The following is an 18,566-nucleotide window of genomic DNA, read 5'->3' on the forward strand; positions in this document are numbered from 1 at the left end:
GATCTCCGGACGGACGTATCGCCATAGGGAAAATGTATCCAAACCGCGCAAACAAGGCCGAAAACCGCATAAATCTATTACCCAGAAAAATTGTTGAACGCCTTAAGTTGGGTGGATTGCCCCGCCGTCCCGTTGACAGGGCGGCGGGATTTTTCAACAGCCTGTTAACAGAAACGATTACTTTTCCTTCCTGTGGTAAGCCAGCAGCATCGTACTCGCCCAAAAGCATTCCCAGCTCGCCGTAGACGTAGTGCGCTGCCAGGCCGGTCGAGCTAGTTTTGGCTACACGCTGCCATAGCCTGAATGTTTCATAAACTGTCACTACGGCTCCGGCTCGTCGACACGGGACCTCATCAGGTTGCGATCGCGATGTCGCGGGTAATGACACCTAACTAGTCGTAATGTATTGGCCGCAAATATAGATTTTGATCTTTTATCCCTCGCCATCGACATATAGGTCGGAAAATCGCCGCTCCTTTACATCATAATCAAGCGAAAAAAAGCAGCTTCCCATATCAGTCATAGGTCGCTGTGGACTCAGGAATTTCTTGCTAGCCGGCCGCCAGTACTTTTCGCAAAGCCCTGATACCAATATAAATTTTGTCCCCTTCCGCGTGAAGCCAAAATACTTGCGTTTGTATTGGACGATGTTCTTTCGGATTTCGGTAGATCCATAAGCTGTGGAGGATGCGAGAAATGGGAGCAAATCGCGTTCCAGGCGGTTAATATCGTCCACGGATGGCGTCCAGCAGTGATCGACGGCACAAATGCCGGAATGTGCGCTTGCAGCCGCACTAAAGATCGCTCCTGTTTCTGTTTTGAGATAACCCGGACTTGGGTCAAGGTTTGCGTCTGCTTTAGCGCTAGTTGCCGATGTGAGGACGAATAGCGCAACAAAAACAACAAGCAGCGCTTTTCCCCTAAAAGAATCACTAAGGCCGGCCAATTCAATACTCCTTCCGCACATTTGCACAACCACATTCAGATCGGAATTTGTTCTCAGTGTATGGGTACCGCGCTGTCGGCTTCCCACTCTTTCGTGGTATTCCTACAGTGCCGTACTCATCATATGCAGCTTGTTCTCGGAATGTTGCCCCTTGGGGTTTCAGGCCACTAAAATCAGCCCAGGCGTGGATCAGTTCATGCCCGAGACCAATAAACGAGGGACGGTGGTGCCAATCTTCTGATCCATCTCTCATGTGCTTCTTGTCAGGGTTCCACGTGATGTGGTCATCTTTTGCGTCGCCGTTCTTATCGCTACCATAATGGTCCGATTCGCACCCAACTTCAATGGTGAGGACACGAGAACTTGCCTCAATTTCGGCGATCATTTTTGCGGCGCTCGAACTCGCCCTGCTCAAGTCTCGAATTCCTTGACGAATCCGAGTCCGTTCCACAATGGTCCCAACCGGCACGATCTCCAACCCGTACGGGTCTGAATGTAAGATTGGGTTGCCACCAACATAGGCATAGGTGTTCATACCACCTTCCAGCCCAATGGGGTCGCTTTCGACATACCTTCCCGTCTGCGGATCATAATCCCTGAAGTAGTTGTAGTGGTTGTTAGTTTCTTTGTCGAAAAGTTGGCCTGGAAAGCGCGGGTTGTAAGTAAACACGTTTAAACCAGCTGGGTTTTCGTCCGGCTGATTGAGCCCGAAGGGATCGCCGCTGTTCCATGTCCACACCATCTTGTTGTCGCTCGCGCGCGTGAGGACACGTGGCGTGTTGATGTGGTCCGAGTATAAGTAATATATCCCGATCGCTGCAGCGACTTTGGTGCCCATCGTGGTCGCGCTCGGCCTGAATACGGCTACCGGTAGGTCGCGCACGTATAGAGTCTCCTGTATCGATTTTCCCCCGCCATCATACTCTCCGAGGAGCCGGCCGGAATCATCGTACGCGTAGTGAGTCAAGACTCCGGCTGTATTCGTCTTGGCAACCCGCTGGCCCAGACCATTGTACCGATAGCCCGTCGTAACGCCGCCGCGCACCACGTATTCTAAGCGGCCATCGCTTCCGTATTTGTACTGAATGGCACCGTCGTTTGTCAGACTGCCGGCCGCATCGTAGGAGTTCTGCTTTGCTGGCGCTGGCCCCGTAGTGCTGGTGAGTCGGTTGCTTGCAAGGTTGATCGTATTGAGGTACGTATTGGCGCCGAACGTCGCGCGGGTGCGGTTGCCGTTGGCATCGTACTGGAAACGCTGGGTGGTGTTCGTACTGTCAAAAGCGGTCAACCGATCGAGACCGTCGTAATCGTAGCGCTGATCGAGCAGAGCCACCCCCGCTCCGCCAGTGTGCTTGCTTGCCCTGATGCGTCCGGCAACGTCAAAGCTCAATGTACGCACTGTGCCGCCGTAAGCGGAATGGCCGAGCGGGTAGCTGACTATCCGGCCGTCCAGGTCGAATTTTCGTTCGTAGATGTTCGGGCTGGCGGTGCTGCTATTGCCCCATGTCCAACCTCTTATTGCACCGAACGGGACATAGCGGATGTCGCCGAGAATCTTTACCGGGCTTGCGCCCGGCGCTGTCAAGACCAGGCTCTGCACGCGACCGTCTGCGCCGTAAGTGTAGTCAATGCGGTTCCCGCTGGGGTAGGTCAGCGACGTTACATGGCCGACGCTGCTTCCAGTGCCGCCGTAGGTGTATGTCGTCGTGAACCTCTTCGCTGAAGCACCGACCCCGACCGACTGCGCTTTGCTCAACAGACGTCCGAATCCGTCGTAGGCGAAGCTGGTCTGGCCGGATGCGTCACTCATTTTCGTCAGCCGCCCGGTTGCGCCGCTGCCGTCTTTGCCGTATTCGAAAGTGCTGCTGCCAAGTTGAGTCAGGCGGTGCGCCGCATCGAATCGATAAATGGTCTTGCGGGCGGCGGCGTCGGTCCTGGAGTCGGGATTGCCGGCGCCATCAAACTTGATGGTCGTCGTTCCCGTGTCGGGGCTGACGATGCCGGTTTGCTGGCCGAGGCCGTCCACGGTATAGCGCGTCGTCAGCTTTCGTGGATCAGTCACGGACAGCAGATCATCCTGATGAGAATAGCCATAGCCGATCGTTGGCGGTGCGGCGCCCGCTGCTGGCGCAGGAAGAATTTGCGTCAACACGCGATCAAAGCTATCGAACACCTGGGTAGTGGCGCGGCCGAGCGGATCGGTCACCTTGGTCAGGTTGCCGCCTCGGTCGTAGGCGTAGCTCACGCCTGGGTCCTGGTCGTCGCGCTGCTCTTTCTGCAGCCGGTTAAGCGCGTCGTACGTGCGCTTTGACGTTGTCACCAACTCGCCCCTCGCATCGCGCACATCCTGTTTGACGACGTTGCCAATGTTGTCGAGGGTGAAGTGGACGGTGTTGCCGGCGCCGTCGCGCAGGTCGGTAAGGCGGTGCGCCGCATCGTAGACGTACCCCATCGACGTGCCATCGGCGGCGGTAACGCGGGTGAGCTGGCCGGCGTCGTCATATTGGTAGCGCGTGGTTTCGGACACGCCTCGGCCGTCCTCGACCGTTCGTGACGCCAGCCGCTGCCGCGCGCCGTATTCGAGCTTGATGATTTGCCCGTTTGGCAGCTTGATGTTGGTCGACAGGCCGTCTTTGCTGTATTCGCGAATTTGCGTGACCTCGCCGGCGCCGTTGGTCGCCGTGGCGAGGTCGCCAGTAGTGTGGTCGCCGGTGGTGTCGGCGTAATAGGTGAACCGCAGCGCGTCGCGGTTGCCGAGCGCGTCGGCTGGTCCGGTGCCGGTCAGCAGTTTGCCGGCGCTGTTATAGGTGTACTGCCACACGCGCGCTGCGCCCGTTTTCGCGGCAGAGAAGCCGAGCGTACCGTTGTTGTCGCTACTTGCCTGGACTGTTTGGCTGCAAAGCAAGGCCACCGGCTTACCGTTCGGCAGGGTCGCGTCGGAGCAATGCGCAATTTGACCGTCGGCCCCGCGCTCGCCGTTGTACACGTAACTTGTGAGCCGATTTGGTTCTGCGACCATGCTCTTGAGCGGCCAATCCGGATGCCACTGCGTGCTGATCATGCGGGCCGTGTTGCCGCCGACAGCGTCGGCGCCGACGGGGCAACTCGCGCCCGCCGGCAATCCTGATATGCGGCGCGTTTCCAATCCGCGCGCGACATCATTGGTGAAGCAGGTTTTCTGGGCGTTGAAGTCGGTCCGGCTCACCAGATCTCCGCTGCTGCTGTACTCGAACGCATTGGCGCCGGCTTCGCACCCCGCGCCTGCAGGCTGGCTTTCACTGACAATGCGCCCTCTGGTATCGCTCGGGTAGCTCACGCCCAAGACGCGCTCTGTGCCGAGCGGATCGGTAATGCGCCGTGCAAGGTCGGTCGGATAGGCGAACGTATAGCGCCCCACGCCGCCGGCATGCTCGGACAACACTGCCTGACCGGCTTGGTTGTAACGATAGGTCGCAAAGCGCATATTATTTTCGTCGCTGACGCCGGTCAGCAGGTACCGCTGTGACTCGTCCTCGTAGTGGTAGCGCCGCGACGACACCAACGCGCCATCCCGGTCGTGAAAGTGAACCGCCTCGAGGCGCGCCATCCCGGCGATATCGGCCTGGCCAGCAACCGCTGCCTGTTGGTATTCGTAGCGCACCTCGCCCTCAGGTCCTTCGATCGAGGCAACCACGCCGCCACTCCAGTTGATTTTCACGTTGCGGCCGTCTGAATCTGCAATGTGAATGAGCTGGTTCTCGGCGTTGTACGCATAGGTAGCCGATCCTCCTGCTGCGTTGTGAGAACTGACCATTTTAAAAGCGCCGTTGATTTTCTTGTAGCGCTCGACCTGTCCGTCGACATTGGTCAGCAACCAGTCATCATATGCTGCGCTGAGTGGCTTTATGGTCGACAGTTTGTCAAAGCGAGATCCGTACCCGCCGGCGAGGCGCGGAGTAAATCCGAACGCACTGCCGTCGCCGAAACTGCCCGAAACGCGCGGCAGGTCGCTGTTGAAGAGACCTCGATTGACATTGAAATCCCGATCGAACGAGAACGACCAGCCGAACCCGACCGATTGCCCGCCTCCGCTGCTGCGCAAGCTGCGGTATGTCCGTTCGATGCGTAAAAATCTTGAGCGGCCGGCGACCAGATCGGTTTCGGTCTGCACCTTGGATCCGCTTGCCAGTTGCACGGGGTTTGCCTCGACGGAGCCGGGAGATGCTTTCGAACAGCTGGCCGGCGCTGGCGCTTCTCTACTCTTGACGCACATCCCCGGCCAGCGCGGCGAATATCCTGGCTTGCAAAATAACGACGCCGGAGCATACCACTGGACACCTGTAAAGGAACCGCTGCTGTATTTGCACTCCATGATGGGCGCGCTGGCCTCTGGCATGGCGCGCATCTCAAGCAAAGGTGCCCTGAAGTGGTTCTGGGCTGAAAGCCTGCACGCAGTAATGGGGTCCGCGGCGAATTGATCGGGGGTGTTCACCCCTGTGTAATACCACCAGCCGACCATGCCTTCAGGCATAGGCTGTGCCGCAGAAACGTCTTGCGTCGCGACGACAATCGAACTAGCCAACAGGAAGATAGGCAATCGAAACGCAACGATACGGCGACTTGTCATGGTCTGCTCCGGTAGGGGAAAGGCGCGATGCGCGAACCGGATCAAGTCTACTTTGTGGCAAGTTTTATAACTTTGCGTTCATACAATGAATATTTACAACTCTCGACCTTGTTGATTCCTGCGCACGTTATATTCAACGATCGATGTACTTGCGTTCGTCGCAACGGCGCGGGCAAGTGTGGATGAGGGCGCGGGCGAACACGATCGCCCCAACTACTTGCATGGTGTCCGCGAAGGCGATTTCCGGCGCCGGCGCGGTTTCATTCTAAAACCTTAACAATGCGGACACCTGTTATGCCGCATCGCGCGGTGAACCTTTGTACATTGCTTAGATTTCGCTCGAGCACAGCAAGGCCGTCGGTTGGCCAGACCGGGGCCCGGTGCGACCGGCTTTGCGGGACGTCGCGTGCGTGTAATGACAAACGGCGCCCCGGGGGGGCGCCGTTGACGATCATGCCAGCGCTCAGAAACTGGCGAACAGCGACAGTTTCGCGCTGCGCGGGGCGCCCGGCGTGATGTTGTTGTCGTTGTGGGCAGATGCCCAGTACTTTTTGTCCAGCACGTTTTCCACGTTCAGTTGCAGGCGATACTGTTTGCTGAGACGATAATAGAGGGCGCCGTCGACGCGGGTGAACGACGGCAGCGTCACCGTGTTGGAGGTCGAGGTGGCCAAGCTGTCCCGATACACCACGCCCAAGGCCACGCCGAGCTGATCGTTGATGTCGTAGCGGTTCCACAGAGAGAAGGCGTGCTTCGGCACCATCCCCAGCCTGTTGCCGGAACGCACCGTGGCGGACTGGTCGGCCGTCAACTTGGCGTCCTGGTAGGCGTAGCCGCCCATTACGCTCCAGGCCTGCGTCACCTGGCCCGACAATGCCAACTCGACGCCCTTGGTGGTCTGGCCGTCGACCAGCACGCTGCTGCCGGCGACCGCACCGGGCACGACGACATTGGTGCGGTCGAGCTGGTAGATCGCGGCCGTGGCCGACAGTGCCGGCGTCACGTCCCACTTCATACCGACTTCGACGTTGTCAAATTTTTCAGGATCGAAAGCGCGGTTGCTGGCGGTCAGCGAGGTGAGCTGATCGCCGGCGCGTGGCACATAGGCGCGGCTGTAGCTGGCGTACAGCGACATCGCTTCCATCGGCTTGTAGATCAGGCCGGCGCGTGGCGATACGGGCGTGTCGATCACGTCAAACGCCCCGTTGCTGGTGGCCAGGCGGTTGTTGAAGTCGACGCTGAAGCGGTCGTAGCGCAAGCCTGCCACTGCCTGCCACTGTGGCGAGAACACGATCTGATCCTGCACATACACGGAGGCGACATTGGCGACACTGTCGTTGCTGGTGATTACGGTGGGAAAGCTGATGGCGCCGGTGTACTGCGGATTGGTCGCTGGCACGCTCGAGTTGCCCGCAAACACGCCGGTGCGACGCAAGTTATCGGTTTCCTGGCGGCCAAGCTCAACCCCGGCGGCGACCTTGTGGGTCACGCTGCCGGTCGCGATCGAGAAGGTCAGGTCGGTCTGGTTGAAGCTGTTGCTGCGCTCGGTGGCGTCGTAATAGGCGCCCAGGGCCAGCCGGCCGGTGCTCGGGCTGACGGCGCTGTTGGCGTAGATGTTCTGGTAGAACTTGTCGTAGTTGGCAATCCGGGTGCGGTTGCGCAGCACCACGTTGTTGCCGAAGTCATGCTTGAGGTAGGCCGAGAAAGCGTTCACGCGCACGCCGGTCGGACTCAGCTCGGCGCTGCCAAAGAAGGCCGATGGATCGGTATCGTAGGGACGCCCGCTCAGCGAGGGCACGCCGCGGTCGGCGATGCGGTCGTCACGGAAGTGCTCGTAAGCGAGGTTGATGGTGGTGTTCTTGCCGGCGCGCAGCGTCATCGTTGGATTGATGCCCTTGCGCTCGAGTTCGACGCCTTCGCGGTAGCTCTCTGATTGCTCGGCCATGGCATTTACGCGCACCGCCACGTCGTCGCTGATGGCGCCGCCGACATCGACTGCGGCACGCCGGTGGCCGTAGCTGCCCACGCTGGCCGTTGCCCTGCGTATTGGTGCCCAGCCAGCCTCCTTGCTGACCCGGTTGATCACGCCGCCCGAGCCGCCACGGCCAAAGATCATCGCACTGGCGCCTTTGATGGCCTCGACGCTGTCGATATTGTAGAAGTCGCGATAGTACTGCACGTCGTCGCGCACGCCGTCGACATAGAAATCGCTGGTCGAACTGTTGCCGCGGAACACCGCGGCATCGCGATTGCCTTCCCCTTGGGCTGCAACGATGCCCGGCACATACAGGATGGCGTCGGCGATGCTTTGCATGGCCTGGTCGTTCATCAGTTGGCGCGTGATCACGGTAACCGACTGCGGCGTATCGCGCAGCAGCGTGTCGGTCTTCATCACAGTGGCCGAGGTTTTCTCAACATAGCCATTGTCGGCAGAGCCGATCACTGTGACAACGGGCATGGTGGACGTGTTTTGCTGCGCAAAGGCGGTGCTTGTGACGAAGGCGCTGGCGACGGCGAGGGCCAGCCGTGTCGGCCGGCTAAAGGGGAATGTCGATGTCATGGTTTTATTTGAATGAGAATGAGAATGAGAACAATTCGCAATAATATTGCAAATCATGTTTACTTGCAAGTGGGATGCGCCATGTTTGCACCCGCGGCGCCGCCGTCCGCGCATGCCGACAGCGCCAGCGCCATGTCCGATGTCATCAGGCGCCGTCCCGAATCGAAGGCTCCAATAATTGTCGGGAAAGCGCCAGGTATCGACGGCAGCGCCGGGCGACGTGCTTGCGTCGCCCGGCGACGCGCCATCGGGCCTGGCGCATCGCCGGCCCAGCGTGGGAAGGGACGCATCGATGGAACTGTCGCGGGCCGCCAGGATCGGTGCGCGGTGGCGCTGCTCGCCGCGACGGTTCCGATTGCGTCGCACGCGCTGGGCGCCGCGGCGTCGAGGGCAGACGTTGAAGAGCCGAACTGATGAAATTTGCCTTTTTTATCGACCCAGGCATGACCGGCTGGGCCTGTGCATTTGCCAGATGAATAAGCCCAAGTCAAGCTGCCGCGCACAATAAAAGATAGGCCTTGCCAAACCTGGATCCGAATAGTACTGTGTATTCATACAGTAGTTTTAGACGGATCCACCATGACACTTCATCAATCTATTGCCTCGCCCGAGGCCTTGCACCCGTCGCTCTGGCTGGCCTCCCAACTGGCCCATTCCACCGCGCGCTGCGTCGATACTGGCCATCCGGCGCTGTCGGCGCAGCTGCCTGGCGGCGGCTGGCCGACCGGCACCCTCATTGACCTGATGCTGCAGCAGCCCGGCATCGGCGAACTGCGGCTGCTGCGTCCGGCCCTGGTAACCGCGGCGCGGCGCCGCATCGTGCTGCTGCAGCCGCCCCATCCACCGCAGGCGCTGGCGTTGGCCGCGCTCGGGCTGGCGCCGTCGCAGCTGGTCTGGGTCCGCGCCAGCCGCAGTAGCGACGCGCTGTGGGCGGCCGAGCAGGTGCTGCGCAGCGGCAGTTGCGGCGCCGTGCTGTTCTGGCAAAACCACGCCCGCGGCGAAACCTTGCGCAGGCTGCACCTGGCCGCGCAAAGCGGCGAAACGCTGTTTTTCATGCTGCGCCCGCTGGCGGCCGCGCAAGACAGTTCGCCGGCGCCGCTGCGGCTGTCGCTGCGGCCGGCCGCCGGCGGCCTCAACATCGAATTCGTAAAACGCCGGGGACCGCAGCGCGATGCGCCGCTGTTCCTGCCCCTGACTCCTTCTTTACTGCAGCGCCATGCGTCTTTGGATCGGGCTCTACCTGCCCCAGTTACCGCTCGAAGTATTTTGCCCGAACTGGTCCAGTGACAGTGCCAGCGTCGTGCTCGAACAGGAACGGGTGCTGGCCGTGTCGCCCGCCGCGCAGGCTGCCGGCGTGCAGGCCGGCATGCGGCGCGGCGGCGTGCTCATGCTCATGCCCGAGGCCAAATTGTACGAGCGCACCGTCGAGCGCGAGGCCGAGGCGCTGCATGCGGTAGCGATGGCGCTGCTGCAGTACACGCCGCTGGTGGCGCAGGCCGAGGAATCGACCTTGCTGATCGACATCGGCGCCAGCTTGCGCCTGTTCGGCGGCATTCGCGCGCTGTGCCGGCGCATCCGCGCCAACCTGCGCGCGCTCGGCTTTACCGCGCAGCTCAGCTGCGCGCCTACCGCGCGCGGCGCCTGGATGCTGGCGCGCCATGGCGGCGCGCGCACCATCAAGATGGCGTCGCTGGTGCACCGGCTCGACCGGCTGCCGAGTGCCTTGCCGCCGCCGGCGCGCCCGTTCGCCGCCTGGTTCGAAGGCATCGGCTGCTTCAGCCTGGGTGACATGCGGCGCCTGCCGCGGCCAGGGCTGCAGCGGCGCTGCGGCCGGCCGCTGCTTGACATCCTCGACGCCGCCTATGGCATGACGCCGGAGCTGTTCGACTGGATCGAGGCGCCCACCACCTTCAGCGCCAAGCTCGAACTGTTCGACCGCGTCGAAAACGCCGAGGCGCTGCTGTTCGGCGCCCACCGGCTGCTGCTGCAACTGACCGGCTGGCTGTGCGCGCGCCAGCTGGCGGTCGAACGCATCACCTTGCAGCTCGAACACGAGCGCGGCCGGGTGGCGCGCGCGCCGACCCTGATCGAAATCGTGCTCGCCGAGCCCACCTGGCGCGACGAGCACCTGGTGCGCCTGCTCAAGGAGCGGCTCGGCAAGCAGGTGCTCGCGGCGCCCGTCATCGGCCTGTGCCTCGAGGCGCTGCAGGTGCAGCCGATGGCGCCGCCGAGCGACTCGCTGTTTCCCGAGCCGGGCGGCAGCGAGCAGGACCAGCTGCGCATGCTCGAGCTGCTGGTGGCGCGGCTGGGGCCGGAAAACGTGCTGCAGGCCGCGCCGCAGGCCGATTACCGGCCCGAGCTGGCCAACGTCTGGGTGCCGGTGCAACAAAAGATCCGCGCGGCGGTGCGCGATGCGCAGATGCCGCCCGACGTGCTCAGCCTGCCGCGACCGAGCTGGCTGCTGGCCAAGCCGATCGCGCTGCTGATGCGCAATCACCGGCCGTTCTACGGTTCGCCGCTGAAGATGGCGTCGACGCCGGAACGGATCGAGGCCGGCTGGTGGAGCCAGTCGCAAACGCGCGACTATTTCATCGCCGAAGGGGAGGATCACGCGCATTACTGGGTGTACCGCGAGCGCATCGTCGGCGCCCAGCAAGACAGCGAACCGCGCTGGTTCCTGCACGGCCTGTTCGGCTGAGTGCGCACACTTGCCGATCGTGAAGATATGGCGCACAGTGCAACACAGGATATCGACGGAATCGGGGATCGACATGCGAAGCGAACGACAGGATTTTCCCGGAGCGGAAGGGCAGCAGCTGGCGGCGCGGCTCGATGCGCCGGATGGCCCGATCAGGGCCTACGCCCTGTTTGCCCACTGTTTCACCTGTGGCAAGGATGTGTTTGCGGCAAGCCGGATCGCTGAGGCGCTGACCGAGCATGGCATCGCGGTGCTGCGTTTCGATTTCACCGGGCTCGGCGCCAGCGAGGGCGAATTCGCCAACACCAACTTCTCGTCCAACGTGGCCGACCTGGTGGCGGCGGCCGACTTCCTGCGCACGAGCAAGGAGGCGCCGCGCATCCTGATCGGCCACAGTCTGGGAGGCGCGGCTGTGCTGGCGGCGGCCGCGGCGATGCCGGAAGTGCAGGCCGTCGTCACCCTGGCGGCGCCAAGCGACCCGGAGCACGTGCGAGGCTTGCTGGGCCATTCCCTGGGTGCGATCGAACAGAGCGGCGAAGCTGATGTGCAACTGGCCGGGCGGCCTTTCAAGATCAAGCGCCAGTTCCTGATCGACGCGGCCAGCCACAACCTGACGCAGAAGATATCCACCCTGCAGCGGGCGCTGCTGGTGATGCATTCGCCGCGCGACGCGACGGTCGACATCAGCAACGCCTTGACGATTTTTTCAGCGGCAAAGCATCCGAAGAGTTTCATCTCGCTCGACGACGCCGACCACCTGCTCGCGCGCAGGGAGGACGCGACGTATGTGGCGGCGATGATCGCCGTGTGGAGCGAGCGCTACTTGAAGTAGAGCGCCTTACAGGAATCGCAAAGCAATCAACAACCCCTGAAACATTAACGTCGTGCGAGAGGGGAAGGGTGCAGAAAGCGTACGACGATGCCGGCACTACTCGTCGTCAAACTCTTCGGCCAGGTTCTTCCAGCCTTTTTTCTTGGCGAACTCGCTGAACTCTTCCGGCGCTTCCAGCACGATCAACTTGCTGTCCTGCAGCCCCGGATCGCTGTGCTCGAAGTTCGGCCCCACGTAGCCGAGCGCGCGCAGGCGGTCGATGATGTTGCCGACCAGCGCCTTGTCCTTGTACAGCCCGCTTTCGATGGGCTGCGCGAAGTCCACGTACACGTCAATAATCCCGTAGCCCTCGTCGAAAATGCGAATTGCCTTGACGTCGTGGGAACGGCCGCTGCTGTCGGCGGCCTTGAACGGGCCACTCAGTTGGATGTCGGTATCTGTAGTCATGGTTTTAGCATACACCATCAGGAAATTACTTGACGGCCTTCAGGATCGTGCCCAGCCGATCCTTACTGTCGGCAATGCGCTCCAGGTGCGGGTAGCGCGCGCCGCCATGGTAATCGAGCGCAATCGTACGGTAGTTCGAACCCTGTTTCACCAGCAAGTTGATCGGCTCCTTGCCGGCCTTTGCCGCCTTCACCGCCGCCTTCAACACGTCGGCCTTGTAGGCGCGGTTGTTGACGGCAACGATGCTGCTGTTGCCCGCCAGGCCGGCGCGGAAGGCGACCCCATCCCACACGACGCCGGCGATGCCGCCATCGTGCTTGACCGACATGCCCAGCGAATAGCTGAAGTCGCTTGACTTGTTGCGTTCTTCGCTCGCCTTGGTGGCGTCGCTTGGCGTTTCCTGGTAGACCAGCTTCCAGCCCGCGCGCGCCAGGCCGTCGAGCGGCGCGCCGGTGCCGTGCCCGTCGAGGCGGCTGCGCAGGAACGGCGCCCAGTCGAACGCTTGTACCTTGTTCAAAGCGGCAACCACGTCGGCGAAGGTGTAGAACGCCGGCACGAAGCTGCCGTTGTTGATGCCGTAGAAGGCGCGCGCGAAGTCGTCCAGCGAACGCGTGTCGCCCGACATCTCGCGGATCTTGGTGTCGACGTCGAGCCAGATGAACATGCCTTCGACGTAATAGTCTTCGCTGCGCTGCCAGTTGCCCCAGCCCAAAGCACGCCGGCCGCTGATGATCGGATCGTTGACGGTGTCCTGCATCGCGCGCCACGAGCGGCCCTGCACGTTGTCGTACAGCGCGGCGAGCGCGGCGATGCCATCGCGCGTGCCGTTCTCGGAAATCATGCCGGAGCGCGCGGCCAGCACCTTGCCCCAGTATTGCGTCTGGCCTTCGTACACCCAAAGCAATTCATTTTGCAGCGGCACGTTAAAGTTCGGCACATCCTGGCCGGCAGGGCGGCGGAACTTGCCGTCCCACGAGTGCACGTATTCGTGCGGCAGCAGGTCGCGCCCGGCCTCGCTCTTGGCCCAGTCGGTGAAGTAGCCCGGCTTGACGCCGTTCTCGCTCGACTGGTGATGCTCGCGGCCGATGCCGCCGAACTCGTCCGACAGCGCAAACAGGAAATCGTAGTGCTTGTAATGGTGCGAGCCGAACAGCTTGGCTGCCTGCTTGACCATCGCGCGGTGCGCCTCGATCTGCTCCGGCTTCGCTTCCAGGCTTTCCGGATTGTCGGCCACGATGTTCAGATGCACCGGCACCTTGGCGCCCGGATCGAGGTCGATGCGCTTGAAGTGGCGGCCGGCGAACAGCGGCGAATCGATCAGCGTTTCCAGGTCGAGCGGCTTGAAGGCGACTTCGTTGCCGTTGCGCGCGGCGGTCTCGAGCGCAGTGCCGAATTGCCAGCCGTCCGGCAACGTCAGGTTCGGCTGCACCGTGATACGGCGGCTGTTGTAGCCGGCCGGATACAGCGTCACGGACGGCCACTGCACGCCGAGGATTTCGCTGGTCATCGTGATGCGTCCCTGGGCGCTGTCGAGCGGCGACAGGAACTGGTATTCCGCCTCCAGCGTGCTGACACCCTCTGGCACCGTCACGTGGAAGGCGTGCACATGCACCGGGTCGCGCACCCAGTCGACCGGTTTGCCGTTGGCGGTGAACTTCAAGCCGGCCAGCTGGGTCAGCGGGCCGCTCGGGCCGTGATTGCCCGGAAGCCACTGCGGGTACAGCATCGTCAGCGGACCCGCCTTGACCGGGATCGACATCTTCATGCGGAAGATTTGCTGGCTCAGGTTGGTCGCATCGACCTTCAGCACGATGGTGCCCGGATACGGCTGGTCCAGCGGCGGCGGCACGTCGGCGTGCGCCGGCAGGGCGATCGCGGCGATCAGGGCGACGACAGGCAAGAGGCGGAGCTTGAACGGTGCGGTCATGGTTAGAAGAATTATTTGAGGAGTCAAAGAAACAGGTTTCGGAGTGTAGCACGGCGGAAAAGGGTGGATGTGTCGGCAAGATCAGCAAATATTTTTCGGTCCATTGGGCAAAAAACCGTATTTTTCAAGGCCTTGAAATGCCTCTTACCCATCACTAGATTGGACGCATCGGATGCTCATCAGAGGTCCGAAACTTATCGCTTAACTTCTAAAAGGATATTTATCATGCGTACATTCGACCTGACCCCTCTCTACCGTTCCGCTATCGGCTTCGACCGCCTGGCCAACCTGCTCGAGCAGCGCGCCGACGCCCAGCCCAGCTATCCGCCATACAACATCGAGCTGGTCAGCGAAGACCAGTATCGGATCGTGATGGCGGTTGCCGGCTTCGACCGTTCGGAAGTGGAGATCATCGCCGAGCGCGATTCGCTGCACATTACCGGCCGCAAGCAGAAGGATGACCAGCAGCGCACCTACCTGCACCGCGGCATCGCTGCGCGCGACTTCGAGCAGCGCTTCCAGCTGGCCAACCACGTCAAGGTCACCACTGCCACCTTCAACAACGGCATGCTGACCATTGAACTGGTGCGCGAAGTGCCCGAGGCGCTCAAGCCGCGCAAGATCGTCATCGACGGCGGCGACAACGTGCAAGTGCTCGAGCAGCGCCAGGCGGCGTAACTCCGTCCAGGCCGCATGAAAGGGTCTGACCCCGCTGGGTCGGACCCCGGACGCGCCGCCGGCCGAAATGGAAAGGGCGCTCGCATGCACGGGGCGCCCTTTTTGCACACTTAAGCTCACCCTAAGTCTGCAGGTGCACACTGCAGTCATCGACAAACCACTATCTCGCAGGAGTACGACAATGCAAAACCAAGGTGCCGTTACTGCCATCACCGCAAAGAAGCTGACGCTGGCCCTGGCCGCCGCCGGCGCGATCGGCGGCGCGGTAGGCGCGATCGCAGTCAATCATAATAATGCAGTCGCTTCTGGCGCCGCAGCCGTGACAGCGGTCGCGCCATCGAACTACGTGGCGCCCGCGCCGCTTGCGCCGTCCGGCGCGAACGTGGCGATGGCGCTGCCCGACTTTACGCAGATTGTCGCGCGCATGGGACCGGCCGTGGTCAACATCCGCGTCACCGGCAGCACCAAGACCGCGATGAACAGCCCGCAGGGCCGCGGCGGTCCGCAGCTTGACGAGAACGATCCATTTTTTGAGTTTTTCCGCCGCTTCCAGGGACCGCAAAATCCCCGCGGCCAGCGGAATACTCCCGTTATTGGCGCCGGATCCGGGTTCATAGTAAGCCCGGACGGCGTCATCCTTACCAACGCGCACGTGGTGCGCGATGCCAGCGAAGTCACGGTCAAGCTGCAGGACCGGCGTGAATACCGCGCCAAGGTGCTCGGCTCCGACCCGAAGACCGACGTCGCTGTGCTCAAGATCGATGCGAAGAACCTGCCGGTGGTACCGATCGGTAAATCGAACGACCTGCGCGTCGGCGAATGGGTGCTGGCGATCGGTTCGCCGTTTGGCCTCGACAGCAGCGTGACGGCCGGCGTCGTCAGCGCCAAGGGCCGCTCGCTGCCCGACGACAGCGTGCCGTTCATCCAGACCGACGTCGCCGTCAACCCCGGTAACTCGGGCGGGCCGCTGTTCAATACGCGCGGCGAAGTGGTCGGCATCAATTCGCAGATCTACAGCCAGACCGGCGGCTACCAGGGCCTGTCGTTTGCGATTCCGATCGATGTGGCCAACAAGATCAAGGAGCAGTTGGTCGCTACCGGCACCGTCAAGCACGCAAGGCTGGGCGTGACGGTGCAGGAAGTGGGACAGGGTTTTGCCGACGCTTTCAAGCTGGAGTCGCCGGAGGGAGCACTGGTGTCGAATGTCGAAAAAGGCGGGGCAGCTGACAAAGCGGGTATCAAGTCGGGGGACGTGATTCGCAAGCTGAACGGCCAGTCGATAGTCGCATCGGGAGACCTTCCGGCGATGCTCAGTGTCGCCAGCCCTGGCGACAAGGTCACGCTCGACGTCTGGCGCGACGGTAAAATCGTGCAGCTCGGCGCGCGCCTCGGCGACGCCAGCGCGACGCCCGAGCGCGCCGAGCGGGAAGTGGCGGTCGCCGACGACGGCGGCTCCAAGCTTGGCCTGTCGCTGCGGCCGCTGCAGCCGATGGAGCGGCGCCAGTCGGGCCTCGCATCGGGCCTGGTGATCGAGGAAACCGGCGGCGCCGCGGCGAATGCAGGCGTGCAGCCGGGCGACGTGCTGCTGTCGATTAACGGCCGTCCGGTGACCAGCATCGAGCAGGTGCGCGACGTCGTCGGCAAGTCGTCGAAGTCGGTGGCCTTGCTGATTCAGCGCGGTGGTGACAAAATCTTCATTCCGGTGCGGATCGGCTGATGCAGGTAGCCCTCCATCGGTAATGCTGAGAACGAGGAAGCAATGCGCTTACTGCTGGTGGAGGACGATGTGATGATCGGCGAAGTGGTGCTCGACCTGCTCAGGGCCGAGCACTACGCCGTCGACTGGGTCAAGGACGGCGAAATGGCCGACACCGCCCTGATGCAATCGCAGAATTACGACCTGGTCGTGCTCGACCTCGGCCTGCCGCGCAAGGACGGGCTGGAAGTGCTGCGCGCCATGCGCACGCGCAAAGACCGCACCCCGGTGCTGGTTGCCACCGCGCGCGACGCGGTCGGCCAGCGCATCGCCGGGCTCGATGCCGGCGCCGACGATTACGTCCTCAAACCGTACGACCTCGATGAACTGCTGGCGCGCATCCGCGCCTTGCTGCGCCGCTCGGCCGGTCGCGGCGAACCGGTCTTCGACTACAAGAACATCTCGATCAACCCGGCCACGCGCGAAGTGACGGTCGATGGCGTCGCCGCCAGCCTGTCCGCGCGCGAATGGGCCGTGCTAGAAGCGCTGATCGCCCGGCCAGGCGCGGTGCTGTCGCGCGCCCAGCTCGAGGAGAAGCTGTACAGCTGGCGCGATGAGGTATCCAGCAATGCGGTCGAAGTGTATATCCACGGCCTGCGCAAAAAGCTCGGCAGCGATCTGATTCAGAACGTGCGCGGAGTCGGTTACATGGTGCCCAAGTTATGAAGGTGACTCACTCCTTGCGCGGCCGCCTGCTGTGGTTCCTGCTGGCGGCGATCAGCATCGCCGCGCTGGCGCAGGCTTCGATCGCCTACCGCACCGCGCTCGGCGACGCCGACCAGATCTTCGACTTCAACATGCAGCAGATGGCGCTGTCGCTGCGTTCGAGCGCGCCGCTCACTAACGTCGAGGCCAACGCCGGCATCGACGCGGCCGCCGAAGACAACAATTTGATGGTGCAGATGTGGACGCCGGACGGCGTGCAGGTGTTTCGCACCGTGTCGCGCGCGCGCCTGCCGCAGCTGGCGGTGCTCGGCTTTTCCAACGTCGAGGCGAACGGCAAGACGTACCGCATCTTCTCGCTGCAGACGAATACCCAGACGGTGCAGGTGGCGCAGGACATGTCGCTGCGCCGCGACATGGCCGGCAACCTGGCGCTGCGCACGGTCGGTCCGATCGCGGTGATGATGCCGATCCTGATGCTGGTGGTGTGGTGGGTGGTGAGCGTATCGCTCGAGCCGGTCGCGCGGGTGCGCAAGCAGGTGGCGTCGCGCCAGGCCGACGACCTGTCGCCGGTGTCGGAGTCGGGCCTGCCCGACGAGGTGCGCCCGCTGGTGCAGGAACTGAACCTGCTGTTCGGCCGCGTCAGGACCGCATTCGACGCGCAGCAGAATTTCGTCGCCGATGCCGCGCACGAATTGCGCACGCCGCTCGCCGCGCTCAAGCTGCAAGCGCAGGGACTCGAACGCGCCGATAGTGCCGAGGCGCGCCAGGTTGCGGTAGGGCGCCTGACCGCCGGCATCGAGCGCGCCACGCGCCTGGTCGAGCAGCTGCTGGTGCTGGCGCGGCAGGAGGCCGGCGCGGCTGGCGGCGCCAAGGCGCAGCAGGTGGCGCTGGCCGACCTGGCGCGCCGCACCGTCGGCGACCTCGTTGGCGTGGCGCAGAACAAGGGCGTCGACCTGGGCCTGCTGCGCGCCGATGACGCGCGCGTGAACGGGCAGGGCGATGCGCTGATGATCCTGCTGCGCAACCTGGTGGACAACGCGATCAAGTACACGCCGCCGGGCGGCACGGTCGACCTGGCGGTGCAGCTTGACGCGGCCGCTGCGCGCATTGTGGTCGAAGACAGCGGGCCGGGGATCCCGCCCGAAGAACGCGAGCGCGTGTTCGACCGCTTCTACCGGATTGCGGGCAGCGAGGCGTCTGGCAGTGGACTGGGGCTGGCGATCATCAAGGCGATCGCCGAGCGGCATGGGGCGACGCTGACGCTGGGTCAGTCGGAGCGGCTGGGTGGCCTGAGTGCGGTGGTGACGTTCCCGAAGTCCGGGGTCTGACGGTAATGCCGCTAAGTTAAGCTTTAGTCGCATTTTCTTGTTGTAAACTTTCGGCCGAAGTGTTAACTTTCTGGCTGATGCTGTCCGATGCCCTCCCACTGGTTATTGATTTGCCCCACCCG

The 18,566-nt window shown here is 62.6% G+C and carries 14 protein-coding genes; 8 read left to right on the plus strand and 6 right to left on the minus strand.

The features are described 5' to 3' along the window. The 4 genes from ACP7DD_RS25055 to ACP7DD_RS25070 form a co-directional block, all read right to left on the minus strand. Positions 1-322, minus strand: a 322-nt coding sequence (locus tag ACP7DD_RS25055; RefSeq protein WP_426177928.1) for a hypothetical protein, incomplete at its 3' end; no start/stop codon positions are given. A 111-nt stretch (positions 323-433) separates the two neighbouring features. Beyond that, positions 434-946 (minus strand): hypothetical protein, encoded by a 513-nt coding sequence (locus tag ACP7DD_RS25060; protein ID WP_426177930.1) that lies wholly within the window; start codon positions 944-946, stop codon positions 434-436. A 1-nt stretch (position 947) separates the two neighbouring features. Then, positions 948-5,552: an RHS repeat-associated core domain-containing protein gene (locus ACP7DD_RS25065; protein ID WP_426177932.1), complete on the minus strand. Its 4,605-nt coding sequence runs from the start codon at positions 5,550-5,552 to the stop codon at positions 948-950. A 463-nt stretch (positions 5,553-6,015) separates the two neighbouring features. Next, the gene (locus ACP7DD_RS25070) at positions 6,016-8,010 is read right to left on the minus strand and encodes a TonB-dependent receptor (RefSeq protein ID WP_426177934.1); all 1,995 of its coding nucleotides are present in this window, start codon (positions 8,008-8,010) and stop codon (positions 6,016-6,018) included. A gap of 183 nt (positions 8,011-8,193) precedes the next feature. Between ACP7DD_RS25070 and ACP7DD_RS25075 the strand changes: the two genes are divergently transcribed. The 4 genes from ACP7DD_RS25075 (at position 8,194) to ACP7DD_RS25090 (ending at position 11,642) form a co-directional block, all read left to right on the plus strand. Next, complete coding sequence (locus ACP7DD_RS25075; RefSeq protein WP_426177936.1) at positions 8,194-8,526, plus strand: hypothetical protein; 333 nt, start codon at positions 8,194-8,196, stop codon at positions 8,524-8,526. A gap of 165 nt (positions 8,527-8,691) precedes the next feature. Continuing rightward, complete coding sequence (imuA, locus tag ACP7DD_RS25080; protein WP_426177938.1) at positions 8,692-9,399, plus strand: translesion DNA synthesis-associated protein ImuA; 708 nt, start codon at positions 8,692-8,694, stop codon at positions 9,397-9,399. Continuing rightward, positions 9,329-10,810, plus strand: coding sequence for a Y-family DNA polymerase (locus tag ACP7DD_RS25085; RefSeq protein WP_426177940.1), 1,482 nt, complete (start codon positions 9,329-9,331; stop codon positions 10,808-10,810). Before imuA ends, ACP7DD_RS25085 begins: the two co-directional genes overlap by 71 nt. A gap of 73 nt (positions 10,811-10,883) precedes the next feature. Further along, entirely contained in the window at positions 10,884-11,642 is a 759-nt protein-coding gene (locus tag ACP7DD_RS25090) for an alpha/beta hydrolase family protein (protein ID WP_426177942.1), read from the plus strand. A 96-nt stretch (positions 11,643-11,738) separates the two neighbouring features. Here the strand turns inward: ACP7DD_RS25090 and ACP7DD_RS25095 are convergent, their stop codons facing one another. Both ACP7DD_RS25095 and ACP7DD_RS25100 read right to left on the minus strand, forming a co-directional pair. After that, entirely contained in the window at positions 11,739-12,089 is a 351-nt protein-coding gene (locus ACP7DD_RS25095) for a hypothetical protein (protein ID WP_426177943.1), read from the minus strand. A gap of 25 nt (positions 12,090-12,114) precedes the next feature. Then, positions 12,115-14,016, minus strand: a complete 1,902-nt coding sequence (locus tag ACP7DD_RS25100; RefSeq protein ID WP_426177945.1) for a M61 family metallopeptidase — start codon at positions 14,014-14,016, stop codon at positions 12,115-12,117. 225 nt (positions 14,017-14,241) lie between these two features. On the opposite strand from ACP7DD_RS25100, the gene ACP7DD_RS25105 reads away from it, so the two are divergent. The 4 genes from ACP7DD_RS25105 (at position 14,242) to ACP7DD_RS25120 (ending at position 18,444) form a co-directional block, all read left to right on the plus strand. Further along, positions 14,242-14,694, plus strand: a complete 453-nt coding sequence (locus ACP7DD_RS25105; protein ID WP_426177947.1) for an Hsp20 family protein — start codon at positions 14,242-14,244, stop codon at positions 14,692-14,694. Between the two features lie 181 nt (positions 14,695-14,875). Then, the gene (locus tag ACP7DD_RS25110) at positions 14,876-16,411 is read left to right on the plus strand and encodes a DegQ family serine endoprotease (protein WP_426177949.1); all 1,536 of its coding nucleotides are present in this window, start codon (positions 14,876-14,878) and stop codon (positions 16,409-16,411) included. A 42-nt stretch (positions 16,412-16,453) separates the two neighbouring features. After that, on the plus strand, positions 16,454-17,116 hold the full coding sequence (locus ACP7DD_RS25115) for a response regulator (protein WP_426177951.1): 663 nt from the start codon (positions 16,454-16,456) through the stop codon (positions 17,114-17,116). After that, positions 17,113-18,444, plus strand: a complete 1,332-nt coding sequence (locus ACP7DD_RS25120; RefSeq protein ID WP_426177953.1) for an ATP-binding protein — start codon at positions 17,113-17,115, stop codon at positions 18,442-18,444. Before ACP7DD_RS25115 ends, ACP7DD_RS25120 begins: the two co-directional genes overlap by 4 nt. The last annotated feature ends 122 nt before the right edge of the window (positions 18,445-18,566 follow it).

The sequence above is a fragment of the Massilia sp. TWR1-2-2 genome (assembly GCF_049897565.1).
Lineage (GTDB): Bacteria > Pseudomonadota > Gammaproteobacteria > Burkholderiales > Burkholderiaceae_D > JAFCUW01.